Origin of the sequence: Nocardioides aquiterrae (assembly GCF_039526625.1) — a bacterium.
GTDB lineage: Bacteria > Actinomycetota > Actinomycetes > Propionibacteriales > Nocardioidaceae > Nocardioides > Nocardioides aquiterrae.
The window spans coordinates 1-26,581 of the sequence record NZ_BAAAJE010000032.1; the positions used below are offsets into that span (position 1 = coordinate 1).

25 protein-coding genes and 1 tRNA gene are annotated in these 26,581 nt (G+C 72.3%); 9 read left to right on the plus strand and 17 right to left on the minus strand.

Annotated features, from left to right (window positions below):
* Nucleotides 1-62: 62 nt before the first annotated feature.
* The 3 genes from ABD086_RS24115 to ABD086_RS24125 are packed head-to-tail and all read right to left on the minus strand — an operon-like array spanning nt 63 to nt 2,291.
* A complete protein-coding gene (locus ABD086_RS24115; RefSeq protein ID WP_343911068.1) occupies nt 63-974 on the minus strand; it encodes a carbohydrate kinase family protein in 912 nt (303 codons plus the stop codon).
* Nucleotide 975: 1 nt separating this feature from the next.
* Nucleotides 976-1,623 (minus strand): class II aldolase/adducin family protein, encoded by a 648-nt coding sequence (locus ABD086_RS24120; RefSeq protein WP_343911033.1) that lies wholly within the window; start codon nt 1,621-1,623, stop codon nt 976-978.
* Nucleotides 1,620-2,291, minus strand: coding sequence for a TetR/AcrR family transcriptional regulator (locus ABD086_RS24125; RefSeq protein ID WP_343911035.1), 672 nt, complete (start codon nt 2,289-2,291; stop codon nt 1,620-1,622). Before ABD086_RS24125 ends, ABD086_RS24120 begins: the two co-directional genes overlap by 4 nt.
* Nucleotides 2,292-2,359: 68 nt before the next feature.
* Between ABD086_RS24125 and ABD086_RS24130 the strand changes: the two genes are divergently transcribed.
* Genes ABD086_RS24130 through ABD086_RS24150 form a run of 5 tightly spaced genes read left to right on the plus strand, consistent with a single transcriptional unit; the run spans nt 2,360 to nt 7,440 of the window.
* The gene (locus tag ABD086_RS24130) at nt 2,360-3,850 is read left to right on the plus strand and encodes a flavin monoamine oxidase family protein (protein ID WP_343911036.1); all 1,491 of its coding nucleotides are present in this window, start codon (nt 2,360-2,362) and stop codon (nt 3,848-3,850) included.
* Nucleotides 3,847-4,878: an SMP-30/gluconolactonase/LRE family protein gene (locus tag ABD086_RS24135; RefSeq protein WP_343911038.1), complete on the plus strand. Its 1,032-nt coding sequence runs from the start codon at nt 3,847-3,849 to the stop codon at nt 4,876-4,878. Before ABD086_RS24130 ends, ABD086_RS24135 begins: the two co-directional genes overlap by 4 nt.
* A gap of 46 nt (nt 4,879-4,924) precedes the next feature.
* Nucleotides 4,925-5,581, plus strand: a complete 657-nt coding sequence (locus tag ABD086_RS24140) for a uracil-DNA glycosylase (protein WP_343911069.1) — start codon at nt 4,925-4,927, stop codon at nt 5,579-5,581.
* Nucleotides 5,582-5,635: 54 nt separating this feature from the next.
* On the plus strand, nt 5,636-6,637 hold the full coding sequence (locus ABD086_RS24145) for a potassium channel family protein (protein WP_343911039.1): 1,002 nt from the start codon (nt 5,636-5,638) through the stop codon (nt 6,635-6,637).
* A gap of 29 nt (nt 6,638-6,666) precedes the next feature.
* Complete coding sequence (locus ABD086_RS24150) at nt 6,667-7,440, plus strand: dioxygenase family protein (protein WP_343911041.1); 774 nt, start codon at nt 6,667-6,669, stop codon at nt 7,438-7,440.
* A 119-nt stretch (nt 7,441-7,559) separates the two neighbouring features.
* Here ABD086_RS24150 and ABD086_RS24155 read toward each other — a convergent pair whose 3' ends face one another.
* The 5 genes from ABD086_RS24155 to ABD086_RS24175 all read right to left on the minus strand — a co-directional run bounded on the left by ABD086_RS24155 (nt 7,560) and on the right by ABD086_RS24175 (nt 13,539).
* Nucleotides 7,560-8,507, minus strand: coding sequence for an aldo/keto reductase (locus ABD086_RS24155; RefSeq protein WP_343911070.1), 948 nt, complete (start codon nt 8,505-8,507; stop codon nt 7,560-7,562).
* A 72-nt stretch (nt 8,508-8,579) separates the two neighbouring features.
* Complete coding sequence (locus ABD086_RS24160) at nt 8,580-9,365, minus strand: mechanosensitive ion channel (protein WP_343911043.1); 786 nt, start codon at nt 9,363-9,365, stop codon at nt 8,580-8,582.
* Between the two features lie 164 nt (nt 9,366-9,529).
* Nucleotides 9,530-10,276, minus strand: coding sequence for a TetR/AcrR family transcriptional regulator C-terminal domain-containing protein (locus tag ABD086_RS24165; protein WP_343911045.1), 747 nt, complete (start codon nt 10,274-10,276; stop codon nt 9,530-9,532).
* Between the two features lie 49 nt (nt 10,277-10,325).
* The gene (locus tag ABD086_RS24170) at nt 10,326-11,885 is read right to left on the minus strand and encodes a succinic semialdehyde dehydrogenase (protein ID WP_343911046.1); all 1,560 of its coding nucleotides are present in this window, start codon (nt 11,883-11,885) and stop codon (nt 10,326-10,328) included.
* Nucleotides 11,886-11,889: 4 nt separating this feature from the next.
* Nucleotides 11,890-13,539 carry a GMC family oxidoreductase gene (locus tag ABD086_RS24175; RefSeq protein WP_343911048.1) on the minus strand — a complete coding sequence of 550 codons (1,650 nt, stop codon included), beginning with the start codon at nt 13,537-13,539 and terminating at the stop codon, nt 11,890-11,892.
* Nucleotides 13,540-13,621: 82 nt separating this feature from the next.
* Between ABD086_RS24175 and pdxY the strand changes: the two genes are divergently transcribed.
* Nucleotides 13,622-14,473, plus strand: coding sequence for a pyridoxal kinase PdxY (gene pdxY, locus ABD086_RS24180; protein ID WP_343911050.1), 852 nt, complete (start codon nt 13,622-13,624; stop codon nt 14,471-14,473).
* Between the two features lie 73 nt (nt 14,474-14,546).
* On the opposite strand, the gene ABD086_RS24185 is transcribed toward pdxY, so the two are convergent.
* The 3 genes from ABD086_RS24185 to ABD086_RS24195 form a co-directional block, all read right to left on the minus strand.
* Nucleotides 14,547-14,619 (minus strand) — tRNA-Thr (locus tag ABD086_RS24185).
* A 23-nt stretch (nt 14,620-14,642) separates the two neighbouring features.
* Nucleotides 14,643-15,365: an SDR family NAD(P)-dependent oxidoreductase gene (locus ABD086_RS24190; RefSeq protein ID WP_343911051.1), complete on the minus strand. Its 723-nt coding sequence runs from the start codon at nt 15,363-15,365 to the stop codon at nt 14,643-14,645.
* A gap of 10 nt (nt 15,366-15,375) precedes the next feature.
* A complete protein-coding gene (locus ABD086_RS24195; protein WP_343911052.1) occupies nt 15,376-15,834 on the minus strand; it encodes a nuclear transport factor 2 family protein in 459 nt (152 codons plus the stop codon).
* Between the two features lie 73 nt (nt 15,835-15,907).
* On the opposite strand from ABD086_RS24195, the gene soxR reads away from it, so the two are divergent.
* The 3 genes from soxR to ABD086_RS24210 are packed head-to-tail and all read left to right on the plus strand — an operon-like array spanning nt 15,908 to nt 19,414.
* Entirely contained in the window at nt 15,908-16,354 is a 447-nt protein-coding gene (soxR, locus tag ABD086_RS24200; protein ID WP_343911053.1) for a redox-sensitive transcriptional activator SoxR, read from the plus strand.
* Nucleotides 16,351-18,198 (plus strand): glycoside hydrolase family 13 protein, encoded by a 1,848-nt coding sequence (locus ABD086_RS24205; RefSeq protein WP_343911055.1) that lies wholly within the window; start codon nt 16,351-16,353, stop codon nt 18,196-18,198. Before soxR ends, ABD086_RS24205 begins: the two co-directional genes overlap by 4 nt.
* Nucleotides 18,199-18,208: 10 nt before the next feature.
* Nucleotides 18,209-19,414, plus strand: coding sequence for a DUF4032 domain-containing protein (locus tag ABD086_RS24210; protein ID WP_343911057.1), 1,206 nt, complete (start codon nt 18,209-18,211; stop codon nt 19,412-19,414).
* 249 nt (nt 19,415-19,663) lie between these two features.
* On the opposite strand, the gene ABD086_RS24215 is transcribed toward ABD086_RS24210, so the two are convergent.
* The 6 genes from ABD086_RS24215 to ABD086_RS24240 form a co-directional block, all read right to left on the minus strand.
* A complete protein-coding gene (locus ABD086_RS24215; protein WP_343911058.1) occupies nt 19,664-20,242 on the minus strand; it encodes a hypothetical protein in 579 nt (192 codons plus the stop codon).
* Nucleotides 20,243-20,245: 3 nt separating this feature from the next.
* Entirely contained in the window at nt 20,246-21,880 is a 1,635-nt protein-coding gene (locus tag ABD086_RS24220; protein ID WP_343911060.1) for a choice-of-anchor P family protein, read from the minus strand.
* Complete coding sequence (locus tag ABD086_RS24225) at nt 21,877-22,584, minus strand: ABC transporter ATP-binding protein (protein WP_343911062.1); 708 nt, start codon at nt 22,582-22,584, stop codon at nt 21,877-21,879. Before ABD086_RS24225 ends, ABD086_RS24220 begins: the two co-directional genes overlap by 4 nt.
* Nucleotides 22,581-23,360 carry an ABC transporter ATP-binding protein gene (locus ABD086_RS24230; protein WP_343911063.1) on the minus strand — a complete coding sequence of 260 codons (780 nt, stop codon included), beginning with the start codon at nt 23,358-23,360 and terminating at the stop codon, nt 22,581-22,583. The genes ABD086_RS24225 and ABD086_RS24230 overlap by 4 nt, the downstream gene beginning before the upstream one ends.
* The gene (locus ABD086_RS24235) at nt 23,341-25,326 is read right to left on the minus strand and encodes an ABC transporter permease (RefSeq protein ID WP_343911064.1); all 1,986 of its coding nucleotides are present in this window, start codon (nt 25,324-25,326) and stop codon (nt 23,341-23,343) included. The genes ABD086_RS24230 and ABD086_RS24235 overlap by 20 nt, the downstream gene beginning before the upstream one ends.
* Before the next feature lie 3 nt (nt 25,327-25,329).
* A partial coding sequence (locus tag ABD086_RS24240) for an ABC transporter substrate-binding protein (protein ID WP_343911066.1) occupies nt 25,330-26,581 on the minus strand: 1,252 nt, incomplete at its 5' end.

Below are 26,581 nucleotides of genomic sequence, written 5' to 3' on the forward strand. Positions count from 1 at the left end.
CACTCAGCCCTCGGTGGCCTGCCACCCATCACCCGGTTGGACAACCTGGGTGGGCATCACACCTAGCCCGCGAACGCGACCACGGAGTCGAGGTCGTAGGTGCCCGCGTCGGTGCCGATGCCCTGGGCGACCTGGGCCGCGGTGGCGCACCCGAGCCGGGCGGCGCCGGCCGGGTCCCGGCCCAGCGACAGCCCGCGCAGGAAGCCGGCCGAGAACGCGTCGCCGCAGCCGGTGGTGTCGACCGCCTCGACCGGGTACGCCGGGACCCCGACCACGTCGTCCGCGGTGACCACCAGGGCGCCCTTGCTCCCCTGGGTCACCGCCACGCAGCCGGCACCGGCGTCGACCAGCGCGCGAGCGCCGTCCGCGAGCGAGGACGCACCGGTGAAGCCCAGCACCTGCTCGTCGTTCGGCAGCAGGTAGTCGGTGTGCGGCAGCGCGGCCGCGACCCACGCCAGCAGGTCGGGGTCGCCCGGCGCGAGGATGTCGACGGAGGTGACCGCCCCGAGGGACCGCGCGTGCGCCAGCAGCTCGCCCGCGGCCTCGCCGCCCAGGAACTCCGGGCCGCCGAGGTGCAGGTGCGTGATCCCGTCGAGGGCCGCGCGGTCGAGGTCGTCGAGGGTGAAGGCGCCGTTCGCGCCGATGCAGTGCCAGGCGGGCCGGTCGCCGTTCGGGCGCACCGGGATCACCGAGGCCGAGGTCTGGTGGTCGGCCTTGCGCACCAGGCCGGAGACGTCGACGCCCTCGCGCTCGAGCAGCGCGAGCAGGGTGTCGGCGACCGGGTCCACGCCGACCGCACCGAAGGACAGCACCTCGGCGCCGAGCCGGCGGAGCACCACGGCGGTGCCGCCCGCCGTACCCGCCGGCGACATCCGGATCGTCTCGACGAGCTGGCCGTCCGAGCCGTCCGGGATCGACTCGATGCCGATGACGTGCGTGTCGAGGACGTGCACGCCGACGGTGGCGATCTTCATGTCAGTCACGGGCGTTCTCCTGCGTCGTTCCGTAGTTCCGCGTCAGCGCCTGGGTGATCACGTCGGCCTGCTGCTCCTGGCTGAGCACCCGCGGGGTGCCGAGCGCGCTGGCACGGTGGTGGAGGGCGGCCAGCCACTCGAGCAGCAGCGCGTTCTCGACGGCCTTCGCGAGGGAGGCGCCGACCGCGACCGACCCGTGGTTGGCCATCAGCGCCGCCTGCCGGCCCTTCAGCGCGCCGAGGACGCCGGCCGCGAGCTCGGGGGTGCCGAAGGTGGCGTACGGCGCGACCGGGATCTCGCCGCCGAGCAGCAGCTGCTGGTAGTGCAGGACGGGCAGCTCGACCAGGACGCACGCGGCCGCCGTGGCGTACGGCGCGTGCGTGTGCACGACCGCGGCCGCGTCGGTGCCGGCGTACACACCGAGGTGGAGGTCCAGCTCGGACGTCGGGACCAGGTCGCCCTCGAGCACCGCACCGTCCGGTGACACGACGGTGACGTCTGCGGCCGTGCACTCGCCGAGCACGACGCCGGTGCCGGTCACCGCGATCCGGTCGGCGTCGCGCGCCGACACGTTGCCCGCCGTACCGATCAGGAGGCCCTCGGCCGCCAGCCGGCGGGCCGCGTCCGCGACCTCGGCGCGCAGGCTCACAGCCGGATGCCTTCCAGCCCCTCGGGCGTGGCGTACCGCTCGAGGTAGGCGGTCATCATCGTCATGCCCTCCTCGACGAGCCGCTGGTCGCCCCCGTCGTCGGTCTCGTAGGCGAGCTGGAAGACGCGGTCGCCGACCTCGACCGCGAGCTCCGCGACCTCGAGCGTGAGCTCGTTGCGGGCCAGGCCCGCGTCGATCGCGTAGTCGAAGAGCGACTCGGCGATCCGGGCGTTGTGCTCGCGCCCGAACCGGTGGACGGCGGCGTTGGTCCGGCCGCGCAGGTAGATCTGCACGAACGCCGGCCGCCGTCGGTAGACCTTCACGAACGCGCCCATCGTGGTGCGCACGAGGGACCGCACCGAGAGGATCTCGATCGTCGCGAGGTCGTCGGCGACCTGCGTGTCCATCTCGTCCATGTCTCGTTGGGCAAGGGCGAGGAGGACGTCCTCCTTGTCGGCGAAGTACTGGTAGAGCGAGGCGACCGGCGCGCCGGCGGCCGCAGCGATGTCGCGGGTCGTCAGCGCCTCGACACCGCGCTCCACCACCAGCCGCGCCGCGGCGTCGAGGATGCCCTCGACGCGGCGCCGGCTGCGCTCCTGCCGCGGGACCCGCCGCGTCGCCCCGGCGGCCCCGGCATCGGGGGAGTGTGGTCGGGCTGCCGCGGGCATGCGGACGAGTGTAAGGTACGAAACCGAATCTGACACATGTTCATGTTCACGATCGCACAGGAGCCGCCATGACCCTCTCGCGACGCTCACTCCTCGGCGGCGCGGCCGCCACCGGCCTCGCCGTGGGGACCGGCGCCCTGCACGACGCGGTGGCCGCCGGCTCGCGGCAGGGCTCGCTGCCGCGCCGGACCGACGTGGTCGTGGTCGGCGGCGGCATCTCCGGCCTGGTCGCCGCGCGCGAGCTGTCCCGGCAGGGGTACGACGTGGTGCTGCTCGAGGCCCGGGACCGGGTCGGCGGCCGGGTGCTCAACCACCACCTCTCCGGCCCCGGCACGCACGGCGCGACCATCGAGTCCGGCGGCGCGTTCATCGGGCCCACCCAGGACCACATCGCCAAGCTGGCGAAGGAGCTGAAGGTCCCGACGTTCCTGGAGTACAACCAGGGCAACAGCGTCTACGTGTCGTCGACGACCGGGCGCCAGGAGTACTCCGGCACCGTCCCGCCGGACCCCACGATCCTCCCCGACGCCGCCGTCCTGCTCCAGCGCATCGACAACATGGCCGCCGAGCTCGACGTCAGCGCCCCGTGGTCGCACCCGAGCGCCGCCGAGTGGGACGCGCAGACGCTCGGCGAGTGGATCCGCCGCAACGCGGTCAACGGCGACGGCGTGGAGAACCTCATCGAGTGCTGGACCCAGCCCGGCTTCGGCGCCGACCCCAACGAGCTGTCGTTCCTCTACGTCCTCTGGTACGTCGCCTGCTCGGGCAACGAGCAGAACAAGGGGACCTTCTCGCGCAACTCCGACACCGCGAACGGCGCGCAGGAGCGCCGGTTCGTCGGCGGCTCGCAGCTGATCCCGCTCCGCCTCGCGAGGCGGCTGGGCGATGTCGTCACCCTGCGCGCGCCGGTGCGGAGGATCGAGCAGCGGGACGGCCACGTCGTGGTGCACAGCGCCCGCGGCACGATCCGGGCGAAGCGCGCGATCGTGGCCGCTCCCCCGCCGCTGGTGCTCGACATCGACTGGGACCCGTTGCTGCCCGCTCGGCGGCACGAGCTGCTGCGCCACCTCGACATGGGCCAGCTGATGAAGTGCGACGCGGTGTACGAGAAGCCGTTCTGGCGCGAGGCCGGGCTCAACGGCTTCGGCATCAACGACTCCGGCGCCTGCCGCGCGGTCTTCGACAACTCGCCGAAGGAGGGCGAGCCCGGCGTGCTGCTGGCCTTCGTCGGCGGCGGCACGTGGCGCACGTACGGCGTGCAGTCCCGGGCCGACCGCCGGCGTGCCGTGCTGGAGGGCTTCGCCGCCATGTTCGGCGAGCAGGCCCTGCACCCCATCGACTACGTCGAGCACGACTGGACCAAGGAGCGCTGGACCACCGGCGGGCCGGTCGCCAACTACGCGCCGGGCGCGATGCTGCAGTTCGGCTCGGCGATCCGGAAGCCGTTCGGCCGGGTGCACTGGGCCGGGACGGAGACCTCGACGTACTGGACCGGCTACATGGACGGCGCGGTCCGGGCCGGCGAGCGCGCCGCGATCGAGGTGGGAGAGCGGCTGTGAGGAAGGCGCTCGCCGCGCTCGCGGCGCTCCTGCTGGCGGCGACGGCCACGCCGGCCTCCGCCGCACCCCGGGAGAAGTGGGACACCCGGGTCTTCTCGCTGGTGCCCTCGCCGGGCTTCCCGGCGTACGTCCACGTGCACACCAACGGCCGCGTCTACGCCGGCACGTACACGAACCCCGGCAGCAGCAAGCCGTCCAAGGTGTTCGAGTGGACGAGGGACGGCACCCTCCTCCGCTCCTGGCGGGTGCCGGGGCAGCACCTCGACGAGGACCACGGCGTGCAGGTGGCGAACCAGACGAGGAGAGGGCGGCTGGTTCTCCTGGAGACGTCGACGAGGTCGGTCCTCACCCTCGACGTGCGGACCGGCAGGTTCCGCCGGGTCGCGACCTTCCCCGACGGCGCGGTCCCGAACTACGCGAGCTGGGGACCCGGCGGCGCCCTCTACGTCACCGACTACGGCCAGGGCGTCATCTGGCGGCTGCCGCCCGGCTCGCACACGCCGCAACGCTGGTTCGAGTCGCCGGCGCTCGAGGGTGCGACCGAGTTCGGCACCACCGGGATCCGCTACCGCCCCGGCCGCCGCGACTTCCTCATCACCCAGGGGACGGTCAGCGACGGGACCGACTCGCCCACGAACGGCGCGCTCTACCGGCTGCCGGTCGGCGCGGGCGGGAAGCCGGGCGCGATCGAGACGCTGTGGACGTCGCAACCGGGCGACCTGCCCGACGGCTTCGGCATCGGCCGGTCCGGTCACGTGTACGTCGCCCTCGCGGGGCTCGCCAACCAGCTCGTCGAGCTGACGGCGACCGGCGAGGAGGTCGGGCGGTTCCCCGACGTGCCGCTGGCCGGCGACAACGGCTCGCCGATCCCGTTCGATACCCCGTGCAGCGCGACCTTCCTCGGCAGGCGGGTGCTGGTCGCCAACCAGTCCGCCGTCCAGGGCGACGCGAGCCACCAGGCCATCCTCGACGTGTACGTCGGCGAGCCGGGCCGGGCGCCGTACCTGCCGCGGCGGGCGAGACTCTAGGGTCCGGGGTGTGGGCGCACTCGCGGGACTGGTCGACAAGGGGCTGATGGCGCCCGACTGGGCGGAGCAGCTGGCTCCGGTCGACGAGCGGATCGGCGCGATGGGGCGGTTCCTGCGCGAGGAGATCGCGGCCGGCCGCGGCTACCTGCCGCACGGCGACCAGGTGTTCCGGGCGTTCCAGCGGCCGCTCGCCGACGTCCGGGTGCTGGTCGTCGGGCAGGACCCCTATCCCACGCCGGGCCACCCGATCGGGCTGTCCTTCGCGGTCGACGCGCACGTGCGCCCGATCCCGCGGAGCCTCGCCAACATCTACCAGGAGTTGCGCTCCGACCTGGGCGTCGAGACACCCGACCACGGCGACCTGACCGCCTGGGCCGACCAGGGCGTGATGCTGCTGAACCGGGCCCTGACCGTGCGCCCGGGCACGCCGGCGTCCCACCGCGGCCGCGGCTGGGAGGAGGTCACCCAGTGCGCGATCGAGGCGCTGGTCCGCCGCGGCGGTCCGTGCGTCGCGATCCTGTGGGGCCGGGACGCCCAGGGGCTCGAGCCGATGCTGGCGCCGATCCCGTACGTCGAGTCCGCGCACCCCTCGCCGCTGTCGGCCAGCCGCGGCTTCTTCGGCTCCCGTCCCTTCAGCCGGGTGAACGCGCTGCTCGAGCAGCAGGGCGGGCGGCCGGTGGACTGGCGGCTGCCGGCGTCCTGACCGGCGGGACCTTTGCCCGTTCCGCGCCGGCGGACGCCGGTCCTAGCGTGAGGTGTGGCACCACTCCACCGCATCCGGATCGCGGTCCTCGCCCTCGCGGGCGTCACGGTGTTCGGCACCGTGGGCTACCTCCTGCTGGGGTTCACGCTGCTCGAGGCGAGCTACCAGACGGTGACCACGGTGGCGACCGTCGGCTACCGCGAGGTGCGGCCGCTGTCGCCGGTGGGCCAGGTGTTCACGATGGTGCTGATCGTCGTCGGCGTCGGCACCGTGCTCTACAACCTCGGCGTGATCCTCGAGGCGGTGACCGAGGGGCATCTGCGCCGGACCCTGGAGGAGCGCCGGATGAACAAGGAGATCGGTGCCCTGCGCGGGCACGTCATCGTCTGCGGCTACGGCCGCGTGGGGCGCTCGGCCGCGGACTTCCTGCGCTCCACCGGGGAGCAGGTCGTCGTGGCCGACAACGACCCGGAGCGCTTCGCCGACCTCGACCCCGCCGTCCCGCGGGTCCTCGGCGACGTCACCCGCGACGAGGTGCTGCTGGCGGCCGGGCTGGCGACCGCGCGCGCCGTCGTGGTCTGCCTGGAGTCGGACGCGGACACCGTCTACACGACGCTGTCGGCGCGGGCGCTGCGGCCGGACGTGGTGATCGTCGCCCGGGCCCGGACCACCGGCTCGAAGGCCAAGCTCGAGCTCGCCGGCGCCAACCGCGCGGTCAACCCGCAGCGCATCGGCGGGCGCCGGCTGGCCGCCTTCGCGCTCCAGCCGGATGTCGCGGAGTTCCTCGACGTGGTGATGCACGAGGACAGCCTGGACTGGCGGATCCAGCAGGTGCCGGTGGCGGCGGGCTCCGCGCTGGCCGGCCGGACCGTCGGCGAGTGCCGGGAGCGCACTGGCGTGCTCCCGCTCGCCGTACGCCGCTCGCCGGGCGCGGGCCTCGAGGCGAATCCGTCGGCCGACGCCGTGCTGCCCTCGGGAGCGGTGCTCATCGTGATGGGCACCCAGGCGGAGCTCGCGGCGCTCTGCGCACTGGTCACCGGCGCCGTCCTGGAATAAAGTTGAAGTCACAACTAGTTGAGGTGACCATGACCGACCGCATGCCCGCCCTCTACATCGGCCACGGCGCGCCGCCGCTGCTCGACGACCCGACCTGGTCGGGCCAGCTCGCCGCCTGGGCGCAGGACCTCCCGCGCCCGAAGGCGATCCTGATCGTCAGCGCGCACTGGGAGTCCGCGCCGGTGATGCTCTCCGCGAGCGGGGCGCCGCTCGTCTACGACTTCGGCGGCTTCGACGCGAAGTACTACCGGATGACCTACGAGACCCCGGACGCCACCGCGCTCGCGGCCCGGATCGCCGCGATGATGCCGGCGACCGAGCCCGTCCACCAGCATCCCAGCCGCGGCCTCGACCACGGCGCGTGGGTGCCGCTGCGGATCATGTACCCCGACGCCGACATCCCGGTGCTGCAGATGTCGCTGCCCACCCAGGACCCGACCCGGCTGCTGGCGCTCGGTGAGCGGCTGCGCCCGCTGCGCGACGAGGGCGTGCTGATCATCGGCTCGGGCTTCCTCACCCACGGCCTGCCGTTCCTCACCGAGTTCCGCATCGACGCGGCCGCCCCCGGCTGGTCGACCGACTTCGACGCCTGGGCCGGCGAGGCGCTCGCCCGCGGCGACGTCGACGCGCTCGCGCGCTACCGCAGCGAGGCGCCGGGCATGCCGTACGCGCACCCCACCGTCGAGCACTACACGCCGCTGTTCGTCACCCTCGGCGCGGCCACCGACCCGGAGGAGCCGGGTCTCCAGGTCATCGACGGCTTCTGGATGGGCCTCTCCAAGCGGTCGCTGCAGGTCGCCTGAGCAGCGGTGCGCGAGGAACGAGCGCACCGCGTGGGCGAGGGCAGATCGAGCAAGCCCCGCGCCTGAGCCCGCGAAGGCGCGACGGGCGCGTCGAAATCCGGTGAGCCGAGAAGCAGCCCCTACCGCGTGATCGCGTCGAGCTCGGCCAGGTCCTCGGCGGACGGCTGCCAGCGCAGGGCGGCGGCGTTCGCGCGCACCTGGTCGGCGGAGGTCGCGCCGGCGATGACCGAGCTGACGGCGGGCTGGGCGGCCAGGCCCGCGATCGCCACGTCGAGCGGCGCGAGGCCGCGGGCCTCGGCGTACTTCTCGAACGCCTCGATGCGGTCCCAGTCGGCGTTCGCCAGCCACTGCGCCCGTGACGGGTCGAGGGCGGCCCGCGAGCCCGCCGGCGCCGACTCGCCGCGCCGGTACTTGCCGGTGAGCAGGCCGTACTCGAGCGGGAAGAACGGCAGCAGCCCGAGCCCGAACTCCGTCGCCGCGGGCACCACCTCGGCCTCGACGGTCCGGTCGAGCAGCGAGTAGCGGTTCTGCACCGAGACGAAGCCCTCGAGCCCGGCCGTGCGCGCGGTCCACGCCGCGTCGGCGACCTGCCACCCGTCGAAGTTCGAGCACCCGAGGTAGCGGACCTTGCCCTCGCGGACCAGGTCGGTGAGCGCCGACAGCGTCTCCTCGATCGGCGTCACGCCGTCGGGCTGGTGCAGCTGGTAGAGGTCGATGTGGTTGGTCCGGAGCCGCCGCAGCGACGCCTCGACGGCGCGCCGGACGTACCGGCGCGACGCGCGGGCACCGAAGTCGTTGCCCAGCGCGCCCCGCATGTCCATGCCGAACTTGGTGGCGACGACGAACTCGTCGCGCTGCCCCTGCAGCGCCTCGCCGAGCAGCTCCTCGCTCGCGCCCGGCGGGTCGCCGTAGATGTCCGCGGTGTCCAGCAGCGTGACGCCGACGTCGTGCGCGGCCGCGAGGATGTCGCGCACCCCGCCGAGGTCGACGCGCCGACCGAACGCGTTGCAGCCGATCCCGACCGCGCTGACCATGAGCCCCGAGTCGCCCAGCGGGCGGTACGTCATGTCCACACGAACGACAGTACGACGGGCACGGCAGCCGGCCGGAGCCTGCTGCCGTGCCCGTCGGACAGCCGGTCAGCCCTGCGGGTAGCCGGTCCCCCCGAGGGACGAGCCGCCCGTGGCGTAGGCGGACGTCGTCGAGGCGCGGTCGGCCGCGTCCTCCGCGCGGGCCCGCCCGGTCTGCAGGTCCTGCTTGGCCTGCTCCTTGGCCCGGTGGCCGTTGGCGTAGGCGTCCTCGAGGAGCCGGCGCGCCACGTCGCGGCCACCGAGGCCGAAGGCGAGGGCCAGGCCGAGCGCGAGCGCACCCATGGTGGCCGCGAAGGCGATGCTGACGATCTCCTCGGCGATCTTGAGCTGGTTGAGGATCATGAACATCGCGATGACCATGACCAGCGCGGGCACGATCGACGCGACGATCTTGCCGGTGGGCGTGTCACCCATGAGCTTGGTGACGCCCGCGGCCACGGCGCCGGCGATGAGGGCCGCGACCACGAAGATGAGGATCGCGGCGATCACGTTCGGCAGGTAGGCCAGGACCTGGTTCATGAACGTCGTCACGGCCGGGATCTTCAGCGCGCCGATCGCGGCGAACAGGAAGAAGACGAAGACCAGCCAGAAGACGACCCGCGCGATGCCGTTGCTGGGGCTGGCGCCGGGCAGCACCCGCTCGACGTACTCGTTCGCGTCGGACTCGTGCAGCCGCTGGTCGAGCCCGACCTTCTGGAGCAGCTTGCGGACCACGCCGGCGACGACCTTCGCCACGATGAAGCCCACGAGCAGCAGCACCAGGCAGCCGATCAGGTTCGGGATGAAGCCGATCAGGTTGTCGAGCCCGTTCTGGAGACTCTGCTTGATTTCCACGGTTGCGCCTTCCTTCAGCAGCGGGTCGTCTCGACCGCGCCTCGGTTCGGATTCCCGCGCAGTACCCGCAGCCTTACGCTGTAAACCGCCGGGCGGCCTCTCGGGCCAACACCTTCCCGTTACCGTCTCGGGCGCGGTTCACACGGGGGCGGGGCCCCGGGCGCTCAGGGCACCTTCGGGCTGGCCATCTGGGCCACCCGGTCGACCAGCTGGTCGAGGGCATCCTCGAACTCGAGGGCGGAGTGGTCCTCCGACAGCGCGGACCGCAGCCGAGCGACCGTCGGGTACGCCGCGAGGCCGCCGGGTTCCTCGTCCTCCTCCAGCACGTCGAGCGGGCCGACGTCGGCCCCGTGGGTCGACACCTCGAGCAGCAGGTGGCCGAGCAGGAAACTGGTGAACGCCCGGTACGCGCCGACCGCGCTGTCGTCGTCGAAGCCCTCGGCGCGCAGCGCGTCCAGGAACAGCTCGACCCAGGTCAGGCTGCGTAGCGGCGGCCGCAGCCACGGCGCCTCGAGCGGCCGCGACGCGACCAGCGGGAAGACCTTCGGGTGGCTCAGCGCCACCCGGCGCACCCCGTGAGCCAGACGCACCAGGAAGTCCTGCCAGCCGTCGCGCGGCTCCTGGAGCACCTCGGGGTCGTCGTCGAGCTGGGCGGTGATCGACTCCACGACGGCGTCGAGCAGCTTCTCCCGGCCGGCGACGTACCGGTAGAGCGACATCGCCTCCACCCCGAGGGTCTCCCCGAGCCGGCGCATCGTCAGGCCGGCGAGGCCCTGCTCGTCGATGAACTCGACCGCGGCCGTCACGACCCGCTCGACACTCAACGGGGTCCGCGCGGACGGAGCCTCCCCGCCCTGGACCACCGCGGCGTCAGCGTCCGGGTAGTCCTGGTGCTCGTCCTGCTCGGCCACGGCGTCCCCTCCTCGGCTCGGTACCTCCACCGTACGAGGCGGAGCGGCCTCAGCGGATCCGGGTCCTCCGCATCATCCGCAGCCCGCCGAGCATCCCCTTGACGTACTTGTCGTAGTCCTGGCCCGGCCTGGCGCCCATCACCTGCTTCTTGAGCACGGCGAGGTTCTGCACGTCGGTGTACTTCAGCAGCCCCTGGTCGCCGTGCCGGGCGCCGACGCCGGACTGCTTGACGCCACCCGACGGCGTGCCCTTGGACGCGAAGGCGGTCGCGAGGATGTCGTTGACGTTCACGTTGCCGGACTCGATCCGCATGCCCACCTGGCAGGCGTTGCTCACGTCGCCGCCCCACACCGAGGCGTTGAGGCCGTAGTCGGTGTCGTTGGCGAGCGCGACGGCCTCGTCCACGGTCCGGTACCTGTGCAGCGCGACGACCGGGCCGAAGGTCTCGGTCACGCCGGCGAGCATGTCCTTCGTGACGCCCTCGAGGATCGTCGGCTCGAAGAACGCCGGGCCGAGGTCGGGTCGCGCCTTCCCACCGGTCAGCACGGTGGCGCCCTTCGCGACCGCGTCCTCGACGTGGGACTTCACGCGCTCCAGGTGGTCGGGCGAGACCAGCGAGCCCATGTCCGGGCCGAAGTCGTACGACGCACCGACGGTCAGCGCCTCGGTCGCGGCGACGAACCGGTCGCGGAACTCGTCGTACCGCGACTCCGGCAGGTACATCCGCTCGATGTGCATGCAGATCTGGCCGGTGTTGCCGAACGCCCCGAAGATCGCGCCCTGCACGACCTCGTCCAGGTTCGCGTCCTCGAGCACGATCATCGGGTTCTTGCCGCCGAGCTCGAGGCAGCAGCCGATCAGGTTGCGCCCGGCGCGCTCGCCGATCACCCGGCCGGTGGCCGTCGAGCCCGTGAACATCACGTAGTTCGCGTTGTCGATCAGCGTCGGCCCGACGTCCGGGCCCTCGCCGCAGACGACCTGGAAGAGCCCCCTCGGCAGCCCGGCCTCCTCGAGCATCTGCACGCCGTACAGCGGCGACAGCGCGGTCTTGTTGTCCGGCTTGAGCACGATCGCGTTGCCGGCCATCAGTGCGGAGATCGAGTCGGAGATGCCGGTCGCGAACGGGAAGTTCCAGGGCGCGATGATCCCGACCACGCCCTTGGGCTGGCGGATCTCGGTCGAGGTCGACAGCAGCGGCACCGGTCCCCCGCGCTTCACCGGTTTGAGCAGGTGCGGCGCCCGCTTGAGGTAGTGGCTCATCACCATCACCGGGTCGCAGGTCTCCTCGATGGCCATCCGGCGGTTCTTGCCGCTCTCCGCCTGGATCAGGTCCGTGGTGTGCTCGGCGTTGTCGATGAACAGCGTGTGCGCGCGCTTGAACACCGCGAGCCGCTCCTTGAGCGGTCGGGCCGCCCACTCCCGCTGCGCCGCCCGCGCCGACGCGAAGGCCTGCTCGATGTCGGCCGGCGTCGACTGCGGCAGCTCCACGAGCAGCTCGCCGGTGTAGACCTCGGTGAGCTTCCAGGTCGCGCCGTCGCTGCCGGGCACGCGGGCGACCAGCCCCTGCAGGAAGTCGTCGGTCAGGGAGGCGGGTCGCCGCAGTGTCATGGGTCTAGCCCCCTATTTTGGCTGAGCCGAGCACGAAGTCGGCGCCGCGCTCACCGATCATGATCGCGGGCGCGTTGGTGTTGCCGCCGGTGATCGACGGCATGATCGAGGCGTCGCAGACCCGGAGCCCCTCGATGCCGCGGACCTTGAGGTCCGGCGCGACGACCGCGAGCTCGTCGACGCCCATCCGGCAGGTGCCGACGCCGTGGTAGACCGACGTCGCGCGGTTGAGGATCGCGTCGCGGAGCTCCTGCCCCTTCAGCGACGCACCCGGGTGGATCTCCTCCTTGACGGACCCCCGGAACGCCGGGCTCGCGAAGATCTCCCGGGTCAGCTCCGAGCCCTCCGCCAGCACCTCGAGGTCGGCCTTGTCGGACAGGTACTGGAAGTCGATCAGCGGCGCGGCCGTCGGGTCCGCCGACGCCAGGCGCACGGTGCCGCGGCTCTTCGGGTAGATCAGCGTCGCCAGCACCGTCAGCGCCGTCCGCTTGTCGACGTCGTGGCGGATCGGCTCGTCCTGGTTCGGGGAGACGTACGCCCAGGGCAGCAGGTGCAGCTGGAGGTCGGGCACGTCGGCGGCCTGCGAGGTCCGCAGGAAGGCCACCGACTCGAAGACCGAGTTGGCGAGGAAGGTCTTCCCCGGCCGCAGCGTCTCCATCAGCACACCCTTGGCGAAGTACGCCGGGGTGCCGCGCATCCGGGTCGACGTGACGTGGAACGTCATCGCGTGGAAGAGGTGGTCGTGCAGGTTGTCGCCCACCGGCAGGTCGGCGAGCACCTCGATGCCGTGGTCGCGCAGGTGCTGCGCGGGGCCGACGCCGGACAGCATCAGCAGCTGCGCGGAGCCGACGAACCCGGCCGAGAGGATCAGCTCCTTGCCGGCCCGGACGGTGCGCCGGGTGCCGTCCTTGTCGGTCACCTCGACGCCCACCGCGCGGCCGTGCTCGATCACGACCCGGCGGGCCAGCACCTCGGTCTGCAGCTCGAGCGTCGGCGTACCGAGGTGGTGGATGTAGCCGCGGGACGCCGAGTAGCGCAGCCCGTGCGCGGCGTTCTGCTGCATCCGGCTGACGCCCTCCTGGGAGGCCGCGTTGTAGTCGTCGAGGACCGGCACGCCCAGCGTCTGGGACGTCGCCTCGAGGAACTGCAGCGACCCCTCCTGCGGGAAGCCGTTGCGGGTCACCTTGATCGGGCCGCCGGCGCCGCGGTACTCGTTCGCGCCGTCCTCGAAGTCCTCCATCCGCCGATACGCCGCGTTGACCTCGTCGGCGGACCAGCCGGCGTTGCCCTCCGCCGCCCAGGAGTCGTAGTTCGCCCGGTTGCCGCGGACGTAGACCATGCCGTTGATCGAGCTGGAGCCGCCGACCACCTTGCCGCGCGGGACCGGCATCTTCCGGTCCAGCAGGTGCTTCTGCGGGGTCGAGTAGAGCCCCCAGTCCACCCGCTGCTTGAGCTTGGGCTCGGCGTGCATCGGCCCGATCATCCCGGGCTTCTTGACGAGGTACTGCTCGTCGCTCTTGCCCGCCTCGAGCACGATCACGCTCGCGCCGGACTGCGCCAGTCGGCCGGCGATCGTGGCGCCGGAGCTGCCCGAGCCCACGACGACGTAGTCGGCCTCGTTCGAGTACTGCTTCTTCGCCACCTGCGACCTCACCACATACCGGCAGAATGTGAACGGAGCAACTGTAACTTGTTCTAGTTTGGACGTACAGGCCTCCGGTGAGGAGGATCGACGAGTGAAGATCCTGTCGATCCAGTCCTCGGTCGCCTACGGCCACGTCGGCAACTCCGCAGCCGTCTTCCCGCTCCAGCGCCTGGGGCACGAGGTCTGGCCGGTCCTCACCGTGCACTTCTCCAACCACACCGGGTACGGCGCGTGGCGCGGCCCGCTGCTCGCGCCGGAGGACGTGCGCGAGGTGATCGCCGGGATCGAGGACCGCGGCGTCCTCGGCGAGGCGGACGCGGTGCTGTCGGGCTACCAGGGCGACCCCGCGGTCGGCGCGATCATCCTCGACACGGTCGCCCGGGTGAAGGAGCTGAACCCGGACGCGGTCTACTGCTGCGACCCGGTCATGGGCGACGTGGGCCGGGGCATGTTCGTCCGGCCGGGCATCCCGGAGTTCATGCGCGACACCGTCGTACCGAAGGCCGACATCCTGACGCCCAACCACTTCGAGCTGGACTTCCTCGCCGGCCGGTCGACGTCGACGCTCGCGGAGGTGCTGGACGCGGTCGACGTCGTGCGGGAGCGCGGCCCGCGGGACGTGCTGGTGACCAGCGTGCTGCACGGCGAGGTCCCCGAGGGCCGGCTGGACATGGTCGCGGTCTCCGACGAGGGCGCCTGGGCGGTCGAGACGCCGCTGCTGCCGATCACCCCGAACGGCTGCGGCGACGTCACCGCCGCGCTCTACCTCGCCCACCTGCGCAGCACCGGGTCGGCCGAGGTCGCCCTGGGCCGGGTCGCGGGCTCGGTGTTCGCGATCCTGGAGAAGACCATCGAGGCCGGCACCCGCGAGATCCAGCTGGTCGCCGCCCAGGACGCGATCGCCGACCCGCCCGCGACGTTCGAGGTGCGCCGGCTGCGCTGACCGCTCTGGAACGGGTCGTGTGCCTGAGGACGCGCCATGGCGCGGTCTCAGGCACACGACCCGAACATTGCGGAGCCGGTGACAGGAGTCGAACCCGCGACATCCTCTTTACAAGAGAGGCGCTCTACCAACTGAGCTACACCGGCAGCGCGCACATCCTAAGGGCCGGTCAGCTCATCCCGCCGTCGTGGGCGATCACGGCGCCGGTGATCATCCGCGCGGCCGGCGACGCCAGCCACACGATGGTCTCGCCGATCTCGGCGGGCGTGATCGCACCGCCGGGCAGCATCATCATCAGCCGGTCCGCGACCCGGCTGTCCAGGTCGTCGGTGAGCTTGTGGAAGACCTGCTCGACGATCGGGGTGTCGACGGTGCCCGGGCAGACGGCGTTCACGCGGATGCCCTCCGGCGACAGCTCGAGCGCGAGCGCCTTGGTCAGCTGGGTGAGCCCGCCCTTGGCGGCGGCGTACGCCGTGGCGTAGGGCTGGGCGACGTTGCCGGCGACCGAGGAGACGTTGACGACGTTGCCGGCGCAGGCGCGCAGGTGCGGCAGCGCGGCCTGGATCAGGAAGAAGGGGCCCTTGAGGTCGACCGCGTGCACGCGGTCCCACTCCTCCTCGGTCACGGTCTCGATCCGGCCGAACTGCACGATGCCGGCGACGTTCGCGAGCACGTCGATGCGCCCGTGCCCGGCACAGGTCGCGATCGCCGCGTCCACGGCCGCCTTGTCGCCGACGTTGCACTCGACGTAGGTCACGCCGTCCGGCACGGTGTCGCGGATGTCCAGGCCGAACACGGTGTCGCCGAGGTCGCGGAACAGCTCCGCGGTGGCGTGGCCGATGCCGGACGCGGCTCCGGTGATGACGACGACGCGGTTGCCTGGCTGGTTCATGCCTGCCCTTTCAGAGCTGGGTTCCGGGGAGGGTGATCGTGAGGTGGTGCTCGAGGCGGCCCGACCGGCCGATGCCGAAGCGCCGCTCGACGAACTTCCAGCCCCGCTCGCCGGTCGCGAAGGTGTCGACGTACGTGCCGGTGACGATGGGCTGGAGCGGGACCTCGGGGAGCGCCTGGAAGACCAGGTACGTCGACGTGACGGTCACGGTCCCGTCGGCCCGCGGCTCGCCGAACGTGGTGTTGGCGACGACGTGCTGGGTCCCGGGGGTCCCGTCCTCGTGGAGCCGGACCAGCCCGGCGTACAGCCGCTCGACCTCGGCGGCACCCGTGGCGATCGTCGTCCCGTCCTCGGTCTTCAGCACGGCGTCGGCCATCAGCGCGCCGACGCCCGCGAAGTCCCCGGCGTCGATCAGCCGGCAGTACGTCGCGAGCAGGCCGCGGATGCGGTCCCCGTCGGTGAGCTGCACGGCCGCACGTTACTAGAACGCGTTCTAATTGCTCAAGTTGAACAATGGTTGAGGTTCGGGAAGGCTGGTGCGCATGACCCAGCTGACCATCGGGCACCTCGCCGAGCGCGCCGGCGTCGCGACCTCCGCGATCCGGTTCTACGAGGCGAAGGGGCTGATCTCCTCGGTGCGGACGACCGGCAACCAGCGGCGCTACGAGCAGTCCACCCTGCGCCGGATCGCCTTCATCCGTACGGCGCAGCGCGTCGGCCTCAGGCTCGAGGAGATCGGCGAGGCGCTGGCGACGCTGCCCGACGGCCGGACCCCCACGAAGGCGGACTGGCACCGGCTGAGCAAGGCCTGGCGGCCGCGGCTCGACGAGCAGATCGAGCGGATCGAGCGGCTGCGCGACCGGCTGGACAGCTGCATCGGCTGCGGCTGCCTGAGCATGAAGACCTGCGCGCTGAGCAACCCCGCCGACGAGGCTGCCGAGTGGGGACCCGGCCCGGTGTTCCTCGAGCCGAGGGGCGCGCGCCGGTGACGCTGCTGCACGAGCCGCATCACGACGGGTCACCGATGTACGTCACCGAGGAGGCACCCGCCACCGGGTCCGAGGTGCTGGTCCGGATGCGCACCAGCGCGACCGACCCCGTCGACCAGGTCTGGGTGCGCACGACGTACGACGCGGAGCCGACGTACCACCCGTGCCTGGCGACCTCCCGCGACGAGCACACGGTCTGGTGGGAGGGGCGGTTCCCGGTGCACAACCCGGTGACGCACTACCGCTTCCTGCTCGCGAGCGCCCCTCGCGACGGACAGAGCGAGCAGCGCTGGCTCACCGGCGTCGGCGTCGTCGAGCACGACCCGCCGGACGCGTTCGACTTCCGGATCAGCTCCCACCACGCGCCGCCGGACTGGGCGCGCGACGCCGTGGTCTACCAGGTGTTCCCGGACCGGTTCGCGCGGTCGGCGGCGGCCGACGAGCGCGAGGTGCCGCCGTGGGCGGTGCCGGCGGACTGGGACGACGAGGTCGTGTTCGAGCCGTTCGACCCGCGGACGCCGCTGCAGTACTACGGCGGGGACATCGACGGGATCACCGACCACCTCGACCACCTGGCCGAGCTCGGCGTCACGGTCGTGTACACGACGCCGGTCTTCCCCGGCGAGAGCAACCACCGCTACAACGCGTCGACGTTCGAGGAGGTCGACCCGCTGCTCGGCGGCGACGCGGCGTACGTCCGGCTGGCCACCGCCGTGCACGAGCGCGGCTGGCGGATCCTCGGCGACCTGACCACGAACCACACCGGCGACACCCACGAGTGGTTCGTGGCTGCGCGCGACGTGGAGGGCGCACCGGCCCGGTCCTTCTACTACCTGCTGCCCGACGGGTCCTACGAGTGCTGGATGGGCCACGGGACGCTGCCGAAGCTCAACCACGCCGACCCCGCGCTGCGCACCGCGATGGTGGACGGGCCCGAGTCGGTGGTGGCGCGCTGGCTGCGACCGCCGTTCGACCTCGACGGGTGGCGGGTCGACGTGGCGAACATGACCGGCCGGCTCGGCGCCATCGACGTCAACCACGAGGTCGCCCGGCTGGTCCGCCGCACCGCGGAGGCCGAGCGCCCGGACGCGTTCGTGATCGGCGAGCACAACCACGACGCATCGACCGACCTGGACGGCGACGGCTGGCACGGCACCATGAACTACTCGGGCTTCTCCTGGCCGGTGTGGTCCTGGCTGCGCGACCCGGACTCCCCCGCGCGGCCGTTCGGCCGCCCCGTGCCGGTGCCGCGGCGCGGCGGCCCGGTGGTGGTCCACGGCCTGCGCGAGTGGCAGGCCCGCTACGGCTGGCGGGCGACGACGGCGTCCTGGAACATCCTCGGCTCCCACGACAGCGCGCGGATCCGCACGCTCACCGGCTCCGGCGACGTCCACCGGGTCGCGGCCGGGCTGCAGTTCACGCTGCCCGGGGTGCCCATGCTGTTCGCCGGCGACGAGATCGGCCTCGAGGGCGTGAACGGCGAGGACGCCCGCCGGCCGTTCCCCTGGGAGCACCCGGAGGCGTGGGACGACGCCACGCTCGCGGCGTACGGCGGGCTCGCGCGGCTGCGCCACGGGCACGAGGCCCTGCGTCGCGGCGGCCTGCGCTGGGCGCACGTGTCCGACGACCTCCTGGTGTTCGTGCGCGAGCACCCCGCGGGGTCGGTGCTCGTCGCCGCCCGGCGCGGGGCCGCGCCGGCGGTGGCCCTCGAGGCCGGGCCCCTCGGCTTCGGCGACGGCACCCTGCTGCTCACGACCGGGTCCGAGGGCGACCTGGCCGAGGTCGGCGGGCTGGTCACGGTGCCGGCGACCGACGGGCCGTCGTTCTCGGTCTGGAGCCTCTAGCCTGAACGACATGGCGCTGCGCATCGTCGCGAACCGCCCGGACCCGTCGCTGCTGACGCTGCCCTGGGCACTCCCGCTCGAGGAGTGGACCGAGCACGTGGTGCCGCTCCCGCGCGGGCTCTCGCGGCACGTGGTGCGGATCGTCCGGCTCGGCGACGCGACGTACGCGGTCAAGGAGACGACCGAGGAGATGGCGTTCCGGGAGTACCGGCTGCTGCGCGACCTGCAACGGCTCGGCCTGCCGGCCGTCCTCCCGCAGGGCGTCGTCACCGGGCGGGTCGACGCCGCGGGCGAGGAGCTGCCCGCCGCGCTGCTCACCCAGCACCTGCAGTTCTCGCTGCCCTACCGCAGCCTGTTCGCACACGGGCTCGACGCGGACAGCCTGCCGGCGCTGATCGACGCGATGGTCGTGCTGCTGGTCCGGCTGCACCTCGCGGACTTCTACTGGGGCGACGTGTCGCTGTCGAACGTGCTGTTCCGGCGCAGCGCCGGCGGCTTCGCGGCGTACCTCGTCGACGCCGAGACCGGCGAGCTCAAGCCGAGCCTCTCGACGCCGCTGCGCGAGTACGACCTGACGGTCGCGACCGAGAACGTCTTCGCGGAGCTGCTCGACCTCCAGGCGAGCGACTCCCTGGCCCACGAGGTGGAGGCGCAGGACGTCGTGGCGATGCTGGAGGAGCGCTACCGGGCGCTGTGGAACGAGCTCACCGCGCCCGAGGAGTTCTCCACCGCCGAGATGTGGCGGATCGAGCAGCGGGTGGCCCGGCTCAACGACCTCGGCTTCGACGTCGACGAGATCGACATCGTCACCGACTGGGACGGCGACCAGGTCCGGATCCAGCCGAAGGCCGTCGAGGAGGGCCACCACCGGCGCGAGCTGCAGAGCCTGACCGGCCTGAACGTCGAGGACGCGCAGGCGCAGCGGCTGCTCAACGACATCGCGTCGTTCACCGTCAGCCACGGGCTCGGCCGCGAGGACCGCGCCCTGGTCGCGAACCGGTGGCTCACCGAGGTCTACGAGCCGGTCATCGCCATGGTGCCGCCCGAGGCCCGCGGGAAGCTCGAGCCGGCCGAGATCTTCCACGAGATCCTCGTGCACCGGTGGTACCTGTCGGAGGACGCCGGCCACGAGGTCGGCATCGTCGAGACCGCGCGGGACTACATCGACCACTACCTCATGCAGAAGCCCGAGGAGCAGGTCGCCTCCGACGACTGAAGCCGCCGAGTCGGCGCCAATGCAGACGCCAAGACCGCCGAGTCGGCGCCAATGCAGACGCCAAGACCGCCGAGTCGGCGCCAATGCAGACGCCAAGACCGCCGAGTCGGCGCCAATGCAGACGATTCACCTGCACTAGCGCCGACTCGACACCCACACGACCAGCACTAGCGCCGACTCGACACCCACACGACCAGCACTAGCGCCGACTCGACACCCACACGACCTGCAGTGGCGCCGACTCGGCGATCAGGGCCGGCAGACGCGGCAGGGGGTGAGGTGCCCGTTGCTCTCGCCGACCGGGTGCAGGTCCTCGCGGTGGGCGATCAGCGCGCAGTCGCGGCGGTGCATGGTGGTGCCGTCGCCGGCGGTCACCGGCAGCGCGGAGACGTCGACGCCGTCGTCGCGGGTGTGCGCCGCGCGCGAGGTGACGTCGGCGAGGACCAGCAGCGTGTCGGCGAGCCGGCGCTGGGACTCCTTGGCGTCCGCGGCCAGCCGCGCGAGCCAGGCGCCGAAGTAGAGGAACCCGCCGGTGAAGGTCAGGCCGAGCCCGAGCAGCCCCCCGGACACCAGGTAGGACAGCTGGTCGTACTGGTACGGCGTGTTCGCGGCGCCGTACCAGCCGAGCACGATCACCACGAGGCCGAGCGGGAGCAGGATCGCGCCCGCCCAGAACAGGACGATCTGGAGCAGCTGCCAGTGGTTGTCCTTGAGCGGCGCGGCCCCGGACGTCGCGCCGGCCCGCGAGCCCGCCCTCGGGAGGCCCACGGAGAGCCGGTCGCTGGTCTCGGCGGTGGACATGTTCATCGTCATCTGGGGAGTGGTCATCGGTCAGGCCTTTCGGAGGTCGGGCAGGCCGCTGTCGAGGCCGTGCGGGCAGGATCCGGCGCCGCCGAGCGCGATCACGCCGATCCTGCGGAGCCAGGTGCCCCCGACGGCGGCGAGCGCGATGCCGGCCATCAGGATCGCGCCGGGGATCGAGTACAGCGGGGGCAGCCCGGAGCCGGTGAGTTGGCTGGGCGGGAGGTCGCCGTCGGCGGACGGGGCGTCCCCGGAGGCCGCCGGTCCCGGCGCGGTGGCCGACGGCGCGCCGCCGGACGCGGACGGGCCGGAGGCCGCCCCGCCGCCACTGGCCGATCCGTCGGTGCTGCCCGGGTCGTTGTCGGGGACGTCGGCCGGGATGTCGATGGCGTCGACCGTCTCGACCTGCGTGGTCGCGGTGCCGAGCGTGATCACGATCCGCGGCGAGAGCCCGGAGATCGCCTGGAGCGTGCTCTTCAGCTCCTTGGGGTCGTTGGGCAGCTGGTTGATGACGTCGTCGATCGGCAGCTGGTGCAGCTGCTTCATCAGCTTGCCCGCGTCGATCTCGACCTGCAGACCGCCGATCGTGCTGCTGGCGATGTCGCCCTTCTTGTGCAGGTCCGGCTTCGGCAGCGTGATCGTGACCCCGAGCTGCTTCAGCGCGGCGGCCGCCTGGTCGGGGATCGCCGGCGCCTCCCCGTGCTGCGGTCCGGCGGTGTAGCCACCGGGACCGAAGGAGAACTCCTGGCCGTTGACGGTCATCCCGCCGAGGACCGACCGGCCGCCCGCGGTGTTCGTCGACCCGTTGCTGCCGCTGGTGCTGGTCGAGACGATGCCGTCCAGCGTGATCATGCCGCCGAGCAGCGACACGTCACCGAGGGCGGTCCGGGAGATCGTGGTGACCTTGCCGTCCTTCACGAGGCTCTGGCTCGACGACGTGTAGCCCTCGAAGTCGACCAGGCCGGCGACCTGCGGCGGTACGCCGGGGGTCCCGCCCGGGCCGGGGTCGTCCGCGGGCGCCTGGGCGGCGGCCGTCGCCGGTCCGCCCGTGATCGCCTGGCCGAACTGCTGGAGCATCCCGGTGGCCGACGAGCCGCCGGGCGGGGTGGGGAGGCCGGGGACGCCGGGCGTACCTGCGTCCCCGCCCTCGTCCCCACCGTCCTTGCCGCCGTCCTGGACCTGGCCGTCGGGCGAGAAGCCGGCCTGGGCGATGGTCTTGGTGTCGCTGGCGCTGGTGCGCATCACCATGCCGGGGAAGGGCTCGTCGGCCTGCTTCGGCTCACCGGACGGCTGGCCGGAGTTCACCTGTACGGGGTAGCCGTTCTCGAACAGCTGCGGCGGCAGGTGGAGCTGCTCGCCGAAGGTCTTCGCGCCCTCGCCGATGGGGTCGCCCGGCCAGAGCCAGCTGGCCCGGCCGGCGGAGCTGCCGGAGTCGGCCTCCACCGTGGTGTAGCCCATCTCCAGCTCGAACTGGGGATTCGCGGGGATCGGGATCGTCGGCTCGTAGAACTCCACCTTGGCCGGCGCCGCCACCGCGACCGCGCTGTAGCCGAACGCCTGGTCCGCGGCGGACGCCGCGGGAGCGCTCGCCGACACCGGCAGAACGGCCCCGGCGAGCGCTGCGGCCGAGATCGGGAAGAGGATCCGCTTGCTGGTGCGGCTCATGCTGCGCCTCCGAGGATGACGTCGGACATCGTGTCGAGGATCTCGGCGGGCTCCCCGGTGGCCACGACCCGGCCGCCGGACATCACCGCCGCGTAGTCGGACACCCGTAGGGCGGTCCGCGCGAACTGTTCGATGCAGAGGATCGAGACCCCGCTCTGCGCGATCTGGGCGACGGTCTCGTACAGCTCGTCGACGATCAGCGGCGCGAGCCCCATGGACAGCTCGTCGAGCAGGAGCAGCGCCGGGTCGGAGGCGAGGGCCCGCGACATCGCGAGCATCTGCTGCTCGCCGCCGGACATGGTGCCGGCCAGTTGGTGGCGGCGCTGGTGCAGCCGCGGGAAGTAGGAGTACGCCGTCTCGAGGACCGCGTCGACCGCGACCCCGGCGTACGACATCAGCGTCAGGTTCTCCTCGACGGTCAGGTTCGGGAACACCGAGCGCCCCTCGGGCACCGTGCAGAGCCCGAGCCGAGCGAGGTCCTCGGGGGCCGCGCCCTGCACGTGCACGCCGCCGAGGTGGATGTCGCCGGAGGTCGCCTTCTTCTGGCCGCTGACGACCTTGACCAGGGTGCTCTTGCCGGCGCCGTTCGGGCCGAGCAGCGCCATCACCGCGCCCTTGGGGACCTTGAGGTCGACGCCGCGCAGCACCTCGATCCGGCCGTACGCCGCGTGCAGGTCGACGATCTCGAGGATGGGCACGCTCATCGCACGGCCTCCAGGACGGTGGTGTCGTCGGGCCCGGCGGCTGGGTCGTCGACGTCGGAGTAGCCGAGGTAGGCCTGCTGCACCTGCGGGTTCGCGCGGACCTCGGCGGGCGGCCCGGACGCGATCACGCGGCCGAAGTCGAGCACGTGGATGTCGTCGCAGACCGACATCACCAGGTCCATGTCGTGCTCGACCATCAGGATCGCGCGTCCCTCGGCGGCCAGCTGCGCCAGCAGGACGCCGAACGCGTCGGTCTCGGACTCGTCGAGACCCGAGGACGGCTCGTCGAGCAGCAGCAGCTTCGGGTGGCTGGCCAGGCAGCGGGCCAGCTCCAGGAGCCGGGCGGTGCCGGTCGGGATCGAGTCGGCGCGCTCGTCGGCGTACGCCGCGATGCCCACGCGCTCGAGCAGGCCGTCGACGTCGGCGGCCGCCGGGCGGACCAGCCCGCCGAGGCCGCGGGCGATGTCGCGCGCGACGCGCACGTTGTCGCGGACCGTCAGGGAGCCGAAGGCCTCCAGCCGCTGGAACGTGCGGCCCATCCCCCGGCGCGCCCGGCGGTGCACCGGCAGCCGGGTGATGGTGCGGCCGTCGAAGCGGACCGTGCCGTGGTTGGGCCGCTGCAGCCCGCTGATCACGTTGAAGCAGGTGGTCTTGCCCGCCCCGTTCGGGCCGATCAGCCCGGTGATCCGGCCCGCCTCGGCGGTGAAGCTCGCGTGGTCGACCGCGGTGACCCCGCCGAACTGGACGACGACGTCGTCAACCTCGAGCAGCGACATGCGTGCCCACCTCCTCCTGCTCGACGGGGATGCTGATGTCGTTCAACGGCACCTCGGTCTGCCCCGCGTCGTCGGCCCGGTCGCGCGGCAGCGGCAGCACCGGCACGACCGAGCGCACCCGGTCGCCGAACCTGCGGTTGAGCAGGCGGCCCACGGTGAACAGCTGGTTGGCCAGCCCGTTGGGGTCGCGGCCGAGCGCGACCGCACCGAAGCCCAGCACCGCGAACACCAGGCCCGCGAGCTCGGGCCGGCTGCTCTGCAGCACCGGCAGCAGCATCAGGCCGACGCCACCGAGCGCCGCGCCGGTCACCGACGTGACGCCGCAGACGACCGCGAGCAGCAGCAGCGGCAGGCTGTTGAAGAGCTGGAAGTCGGCCGCGCCGATGGTGCCGCGCAGGCCGGCGAACAGGCCGCCCGCCAGGCCCGCCATCCCGGCGGAGAGCCCGAACAGCGCGACGCGGAACCACCGCATGTCGAGGCCGAGCGTGCCGCAGGCCGCCGGGCTGTCGCGCATCGCGATCAGCACCCGGCCGAGCGGGCCGCGGCGCAGGAGCAGCAGCACCAGCGCCATCAGCACGAAGAACGTCGCCATCACGAGCACGTAGCCGCCGGTGGAGTCGAAGGAGCGGCCGAGCACCGAGAGCCGGTCCGCGTGCAGCGTGCCGTTGTAGCCGAAGGCGTAGTCGGCCTGGAACACCATCTTGTCCATCAGCACGCCGAACGCGAGCGTCGACAGCGCCAGGTAGAGCCCGGTCAGGCGCAGCACGGGCAGCGCGACGAGGGCGCCGACGATGGCGGCGACCAGCGCAGACAGGAACAGGCCGTAGAGGTTGGGCTCGTCGATCTTGGCGTAGGCGAGCGCCCCGACCCCGGCGAACGTGAACTGGGCGAGCGAGACGTGGCCGCCGTACCCGGTGAGCAGCACCAGCGAGAGCATCACCATCGCGTACGTCGCGGCCGTGCCGACGAGCAGCAGGTTCGCGTCGGACATCGCGGCGGTGAGGAACGCGACCAGGCCGATCAGCGCGATGCCCCAGCCGACCGACGCGCGGAACGACGGGAGCGGCGCGGACACGATGCCCTTGACCTGCCCGATCCGCAGCTGGGCCTGCGGCATCAGCACGATCACCACGAACAGGAACAGCGCCGGGACGACCGCGCGCAGGCCGGCGAGGTTGCCCTCGCTGGGCAGGTACGCGACCGCGAACGACTGGAGCACCCCGAGCCCCATCGCCCCGACGAAGGTCAGCGGCAGGCTCTTGAGCCGGCCCAGCATCGCCGCGGCGTAGGCGTTGATCACCAGCAGGGTCAGGTCGAAGTAGTTGAGGCCGATGACCGGCGTCAGCAGGATCCCGGCGAGGGCGGCCAGCGAGATGCCGATCGCCCAGGACAGCGAGGCGACCCGGTCGGGCTTGCCGCCGAACAGCTGCAACAGCACCGGGTTGTCGACCGAGGCGCGCATGGCCGTGCCGATGCGGGTCCGGTTCAGCAGCAGGTAGAGGCCCGCGGCGACCACCGCGGACAGCACGATCGTGATGATCTGGTGGGCGGTGACGTAGGTGCCGGCGACCTGGACGCCCTTGTCGGGCAGGAACGGCGGCAGGGTCCGCGGCGCCGGCGGCCACACGTACTGGGCGATGCCGATCAGGCCGACGAACAGGCCGACGGTGACGACCAGCGACACGCTGACCGGGCCCTCGCCGAGCCCGCGGGTGACGAACCGCTGCACGAACCAGCCGATGCCGGGCGCGACCACGCCCAGCACCAGGATCAGCGCCAGCCAGGTCGGCATGCCCTGCCGCTGGCTGAAGTCCCAGAACGTGAAGGCCAGGACCATGCCGAACGCACCGTGGGCGATGTTGAAGACCCGGGTGGTCGTGTAGGTCAGCACCAGGCCGCTGGCGGCGATCGCGTACGCCGCGCCCGTGAAGAGGCCGAGGATCGTGAAGGAGAGGATCGTGCTCATCGGTCAGCTTCCGTTCAGGAGGGGGCCGCACTGGAAGCCGCCGGGCGAGACCTGGCGCCACTTGCCGCCGTTCAGCTGGAAGACCGAGCCGCAGTTCGAGGTGATCTTCTGGCCGACCTGCTGGGGGACGTGGACGCCGTTGCCGGTCCAGTTGCGCACCTTGCCGAGCGCGGCGACGAGGGAGGCCCGGGTGAGCTTGCCGCCCAGCGCGACGGCCTGCTCGACGAAGAGGCGGGCGGCGGACCAGGCGTAGAGGCCGTAGTAGTTCGGGACCGCGCCGGGCTTCACCTGCTGCAGCCAGGCGCGGTAGAGCTGCATCTCCTTGACGCTGTAGTCGTCGAACATCCTGGTCGTGGACCAGGCGTAGACGCCGTTGCCGTTCTCGCCGGCCTGGTCGACGAAGTTCTGGTCGTAGATGGTGGCGTCCTGGACGAAGATCGGGTCGAAGCTCTGCTGCTGCATGGCGTCCAGGAGCTTCACGGTGTTCTGGTAGGGCCCGAGGTAGACGACGAGCTGGATGCCCTTGTCCTTCATCTGCTGGACGTACGGCGCGTAGTTGAACTCCGAGACGTCGATGCCCTGGAAGTAGTCCACCTTCCAGCCCGCCCGGTTGTAGGCGTTGCGGAAGTACGCGGCGTTGACGGCCGCGGCGCCGGCGTTGATGTAGACCAGCCCCACGTGCTGGGTGGCGGCCCTGTCCTCGGCGAGGAAGTAGCGCGGCATCGCGCCGTTCACCAGACCGGGGTCGACCGACTGCGCGGAGAAGCAGGTGGCACAGTCGCGCCGCTCGGGCGTGGTCATCGTCGAGCGCATGTCCGGCAGCCCGCAGGACTCGGCCGCGGCGGCGCCACCGGAGTCGAACGCCGACATCGACCCGACCGCGGCGAACGCGTCGTCGCAGGCCTTGGTGTACGCCTGCTGGTCGGCGCCGGCGTCCGCACGGCTGTCCAGGAGCTCGACGTCGAGCTTGCGGCCGCAGATGTCGCTGGTGGAGTTGAAGTACGCCGCGTACGCGCGGGTCGCCTGCTGGGCGGACTCGAAGATGCCGGGCACCGGGCCGGAGATGTCGGAGACGTTGGCGATCGTGATCGTCTTGTCGGTGATGCCGGTCTGGTTCTCGAAGCCGTCGCAGGAGCCGGCCTTGGTGCTGCCGGTGGCCGCGTTGTCGCCGGTGCCCTGGGTGGTCCCGGAGGGCGCGCCGGAGCCTCCGGAGGTGCCGCCGCCGTCGCCGCCGGTCGTTGTGCTGCTGCCGCCG

What these genes read in the sequence shown, in the direction of transcription:
- ABD086_RS24115 (WP_343911068.1), bottom strand. Translation starts at nt 974, where the DNA reads ATGAAGATCGCCACCGTCGGCGTGCACGTCCTCGACACGCACGTCATC.
- ABD086_RS24220 (WP_343911060.1), bottom strand. Translation starts at nt 21,880, where the DNA reads ATGAGCCGCACCAGCAAGCGGATCCTCTTCCCGATCTCGGCCGCAGCG.
- ABD086_RS24130 (WP_343911036.1), top strand. Translation starts at nt 2,360, where the DNA reads ATGACCCTCTCGCGACGCTCACTCCTCGGCGGCGCGGCCGCCACCGGC.
- soxR (WP_343911053.1), top strand. Translation starts at nt 15,908, where the DNA reads ATGACCCAGCTGACCATCGGGCACCTCGCCGAGCGCGCCGGCGTCGCG.
- ABD086_RS24170 (WP_343911046.1), bottom strand. Translation starts at nt 11,885, where the DNA reads ATGACACTGCGGCGACCCGCCTCCCTGACCGACGACTTCCTGCAGGGG.
- ABD086_RS24150 (WP_343911041.1), top strand. Translation starts at nt 6,667, where the DNA reads ATGACCGACCGCATGCCCGCCCTCTACATCGGCCACGGCGCGCCGCCG.
- ABD086_RS24235 (WP_343911064.1), bottom strand. Translation starts at nt 25,326, where the DNA reads ATGAGCACGATCCTCTCCTTCACGATCCTCGGCCTCTTCACGGGCGCG.
- ABD086_RS24140 (WP_343911069.1), top strand. Translation starts at nt 4,925, where the DNA reads ATGGCGCCCGACTGGGCGGAGCAGCTGGCTCCGGTCGACGAGCGGATC.
- ABD086_RS24225 (WP_343911062.1), bottom strand. Translation starts at nt 22,584, where the DNA reads ATGAGCGTGCCCATCCTCGAGATCGTCGACCTGCACGCGGCGTACGGC.
- ABD086_RS24155 (WP_343911070.1), bottom strand. Translation starts at nt 8,507, where the DNA reads ATGACGTACCGCCCGCTGGGCGACTCGGGGCTCATGGTCAGCGCGGTC.
- ABD086_RS24190 (WP_343911051.1), bottom strand. Translation starts at nt 15,365, where the DNA reads ATGAACCAGCCAGGCAACCGCGTCGTCGTCATCACCGGAGCCGCGTCC.
- ABD086_RS24230 (WP_343911063.1), bottom strand. Translation starts at nt 23,360, where the DNA reads ATGTCGCTGCTCGAGGTTGACGACGTCGTCGTCCAGTTCGGCGGGGTC.
- ABD086_RS24125 (WP_343911035.1), bottom strand. Translation starts at nt 2,291, where the DNA reads ATGCCCGCGGCAGCCCGACCACACTCCCCCGATGCCGGGGCCGCCGGG.
- ABD086_RS24210 (WP_343911057.1), top strand. Translation starts at nt 18,209, where the DNA reads ATGGCGCTGCGCATCGTCGCGAACCGCCCGGACCCGTCGCTGCTGACG.
- ABD086_RS24215 (WP_343911058.1), bottom strand. Translation starts at nt 20,242, where the DNA reads ATGACCACTCCCCAGATGACGATGAACATGTCCACCGCCGAGACCAGC.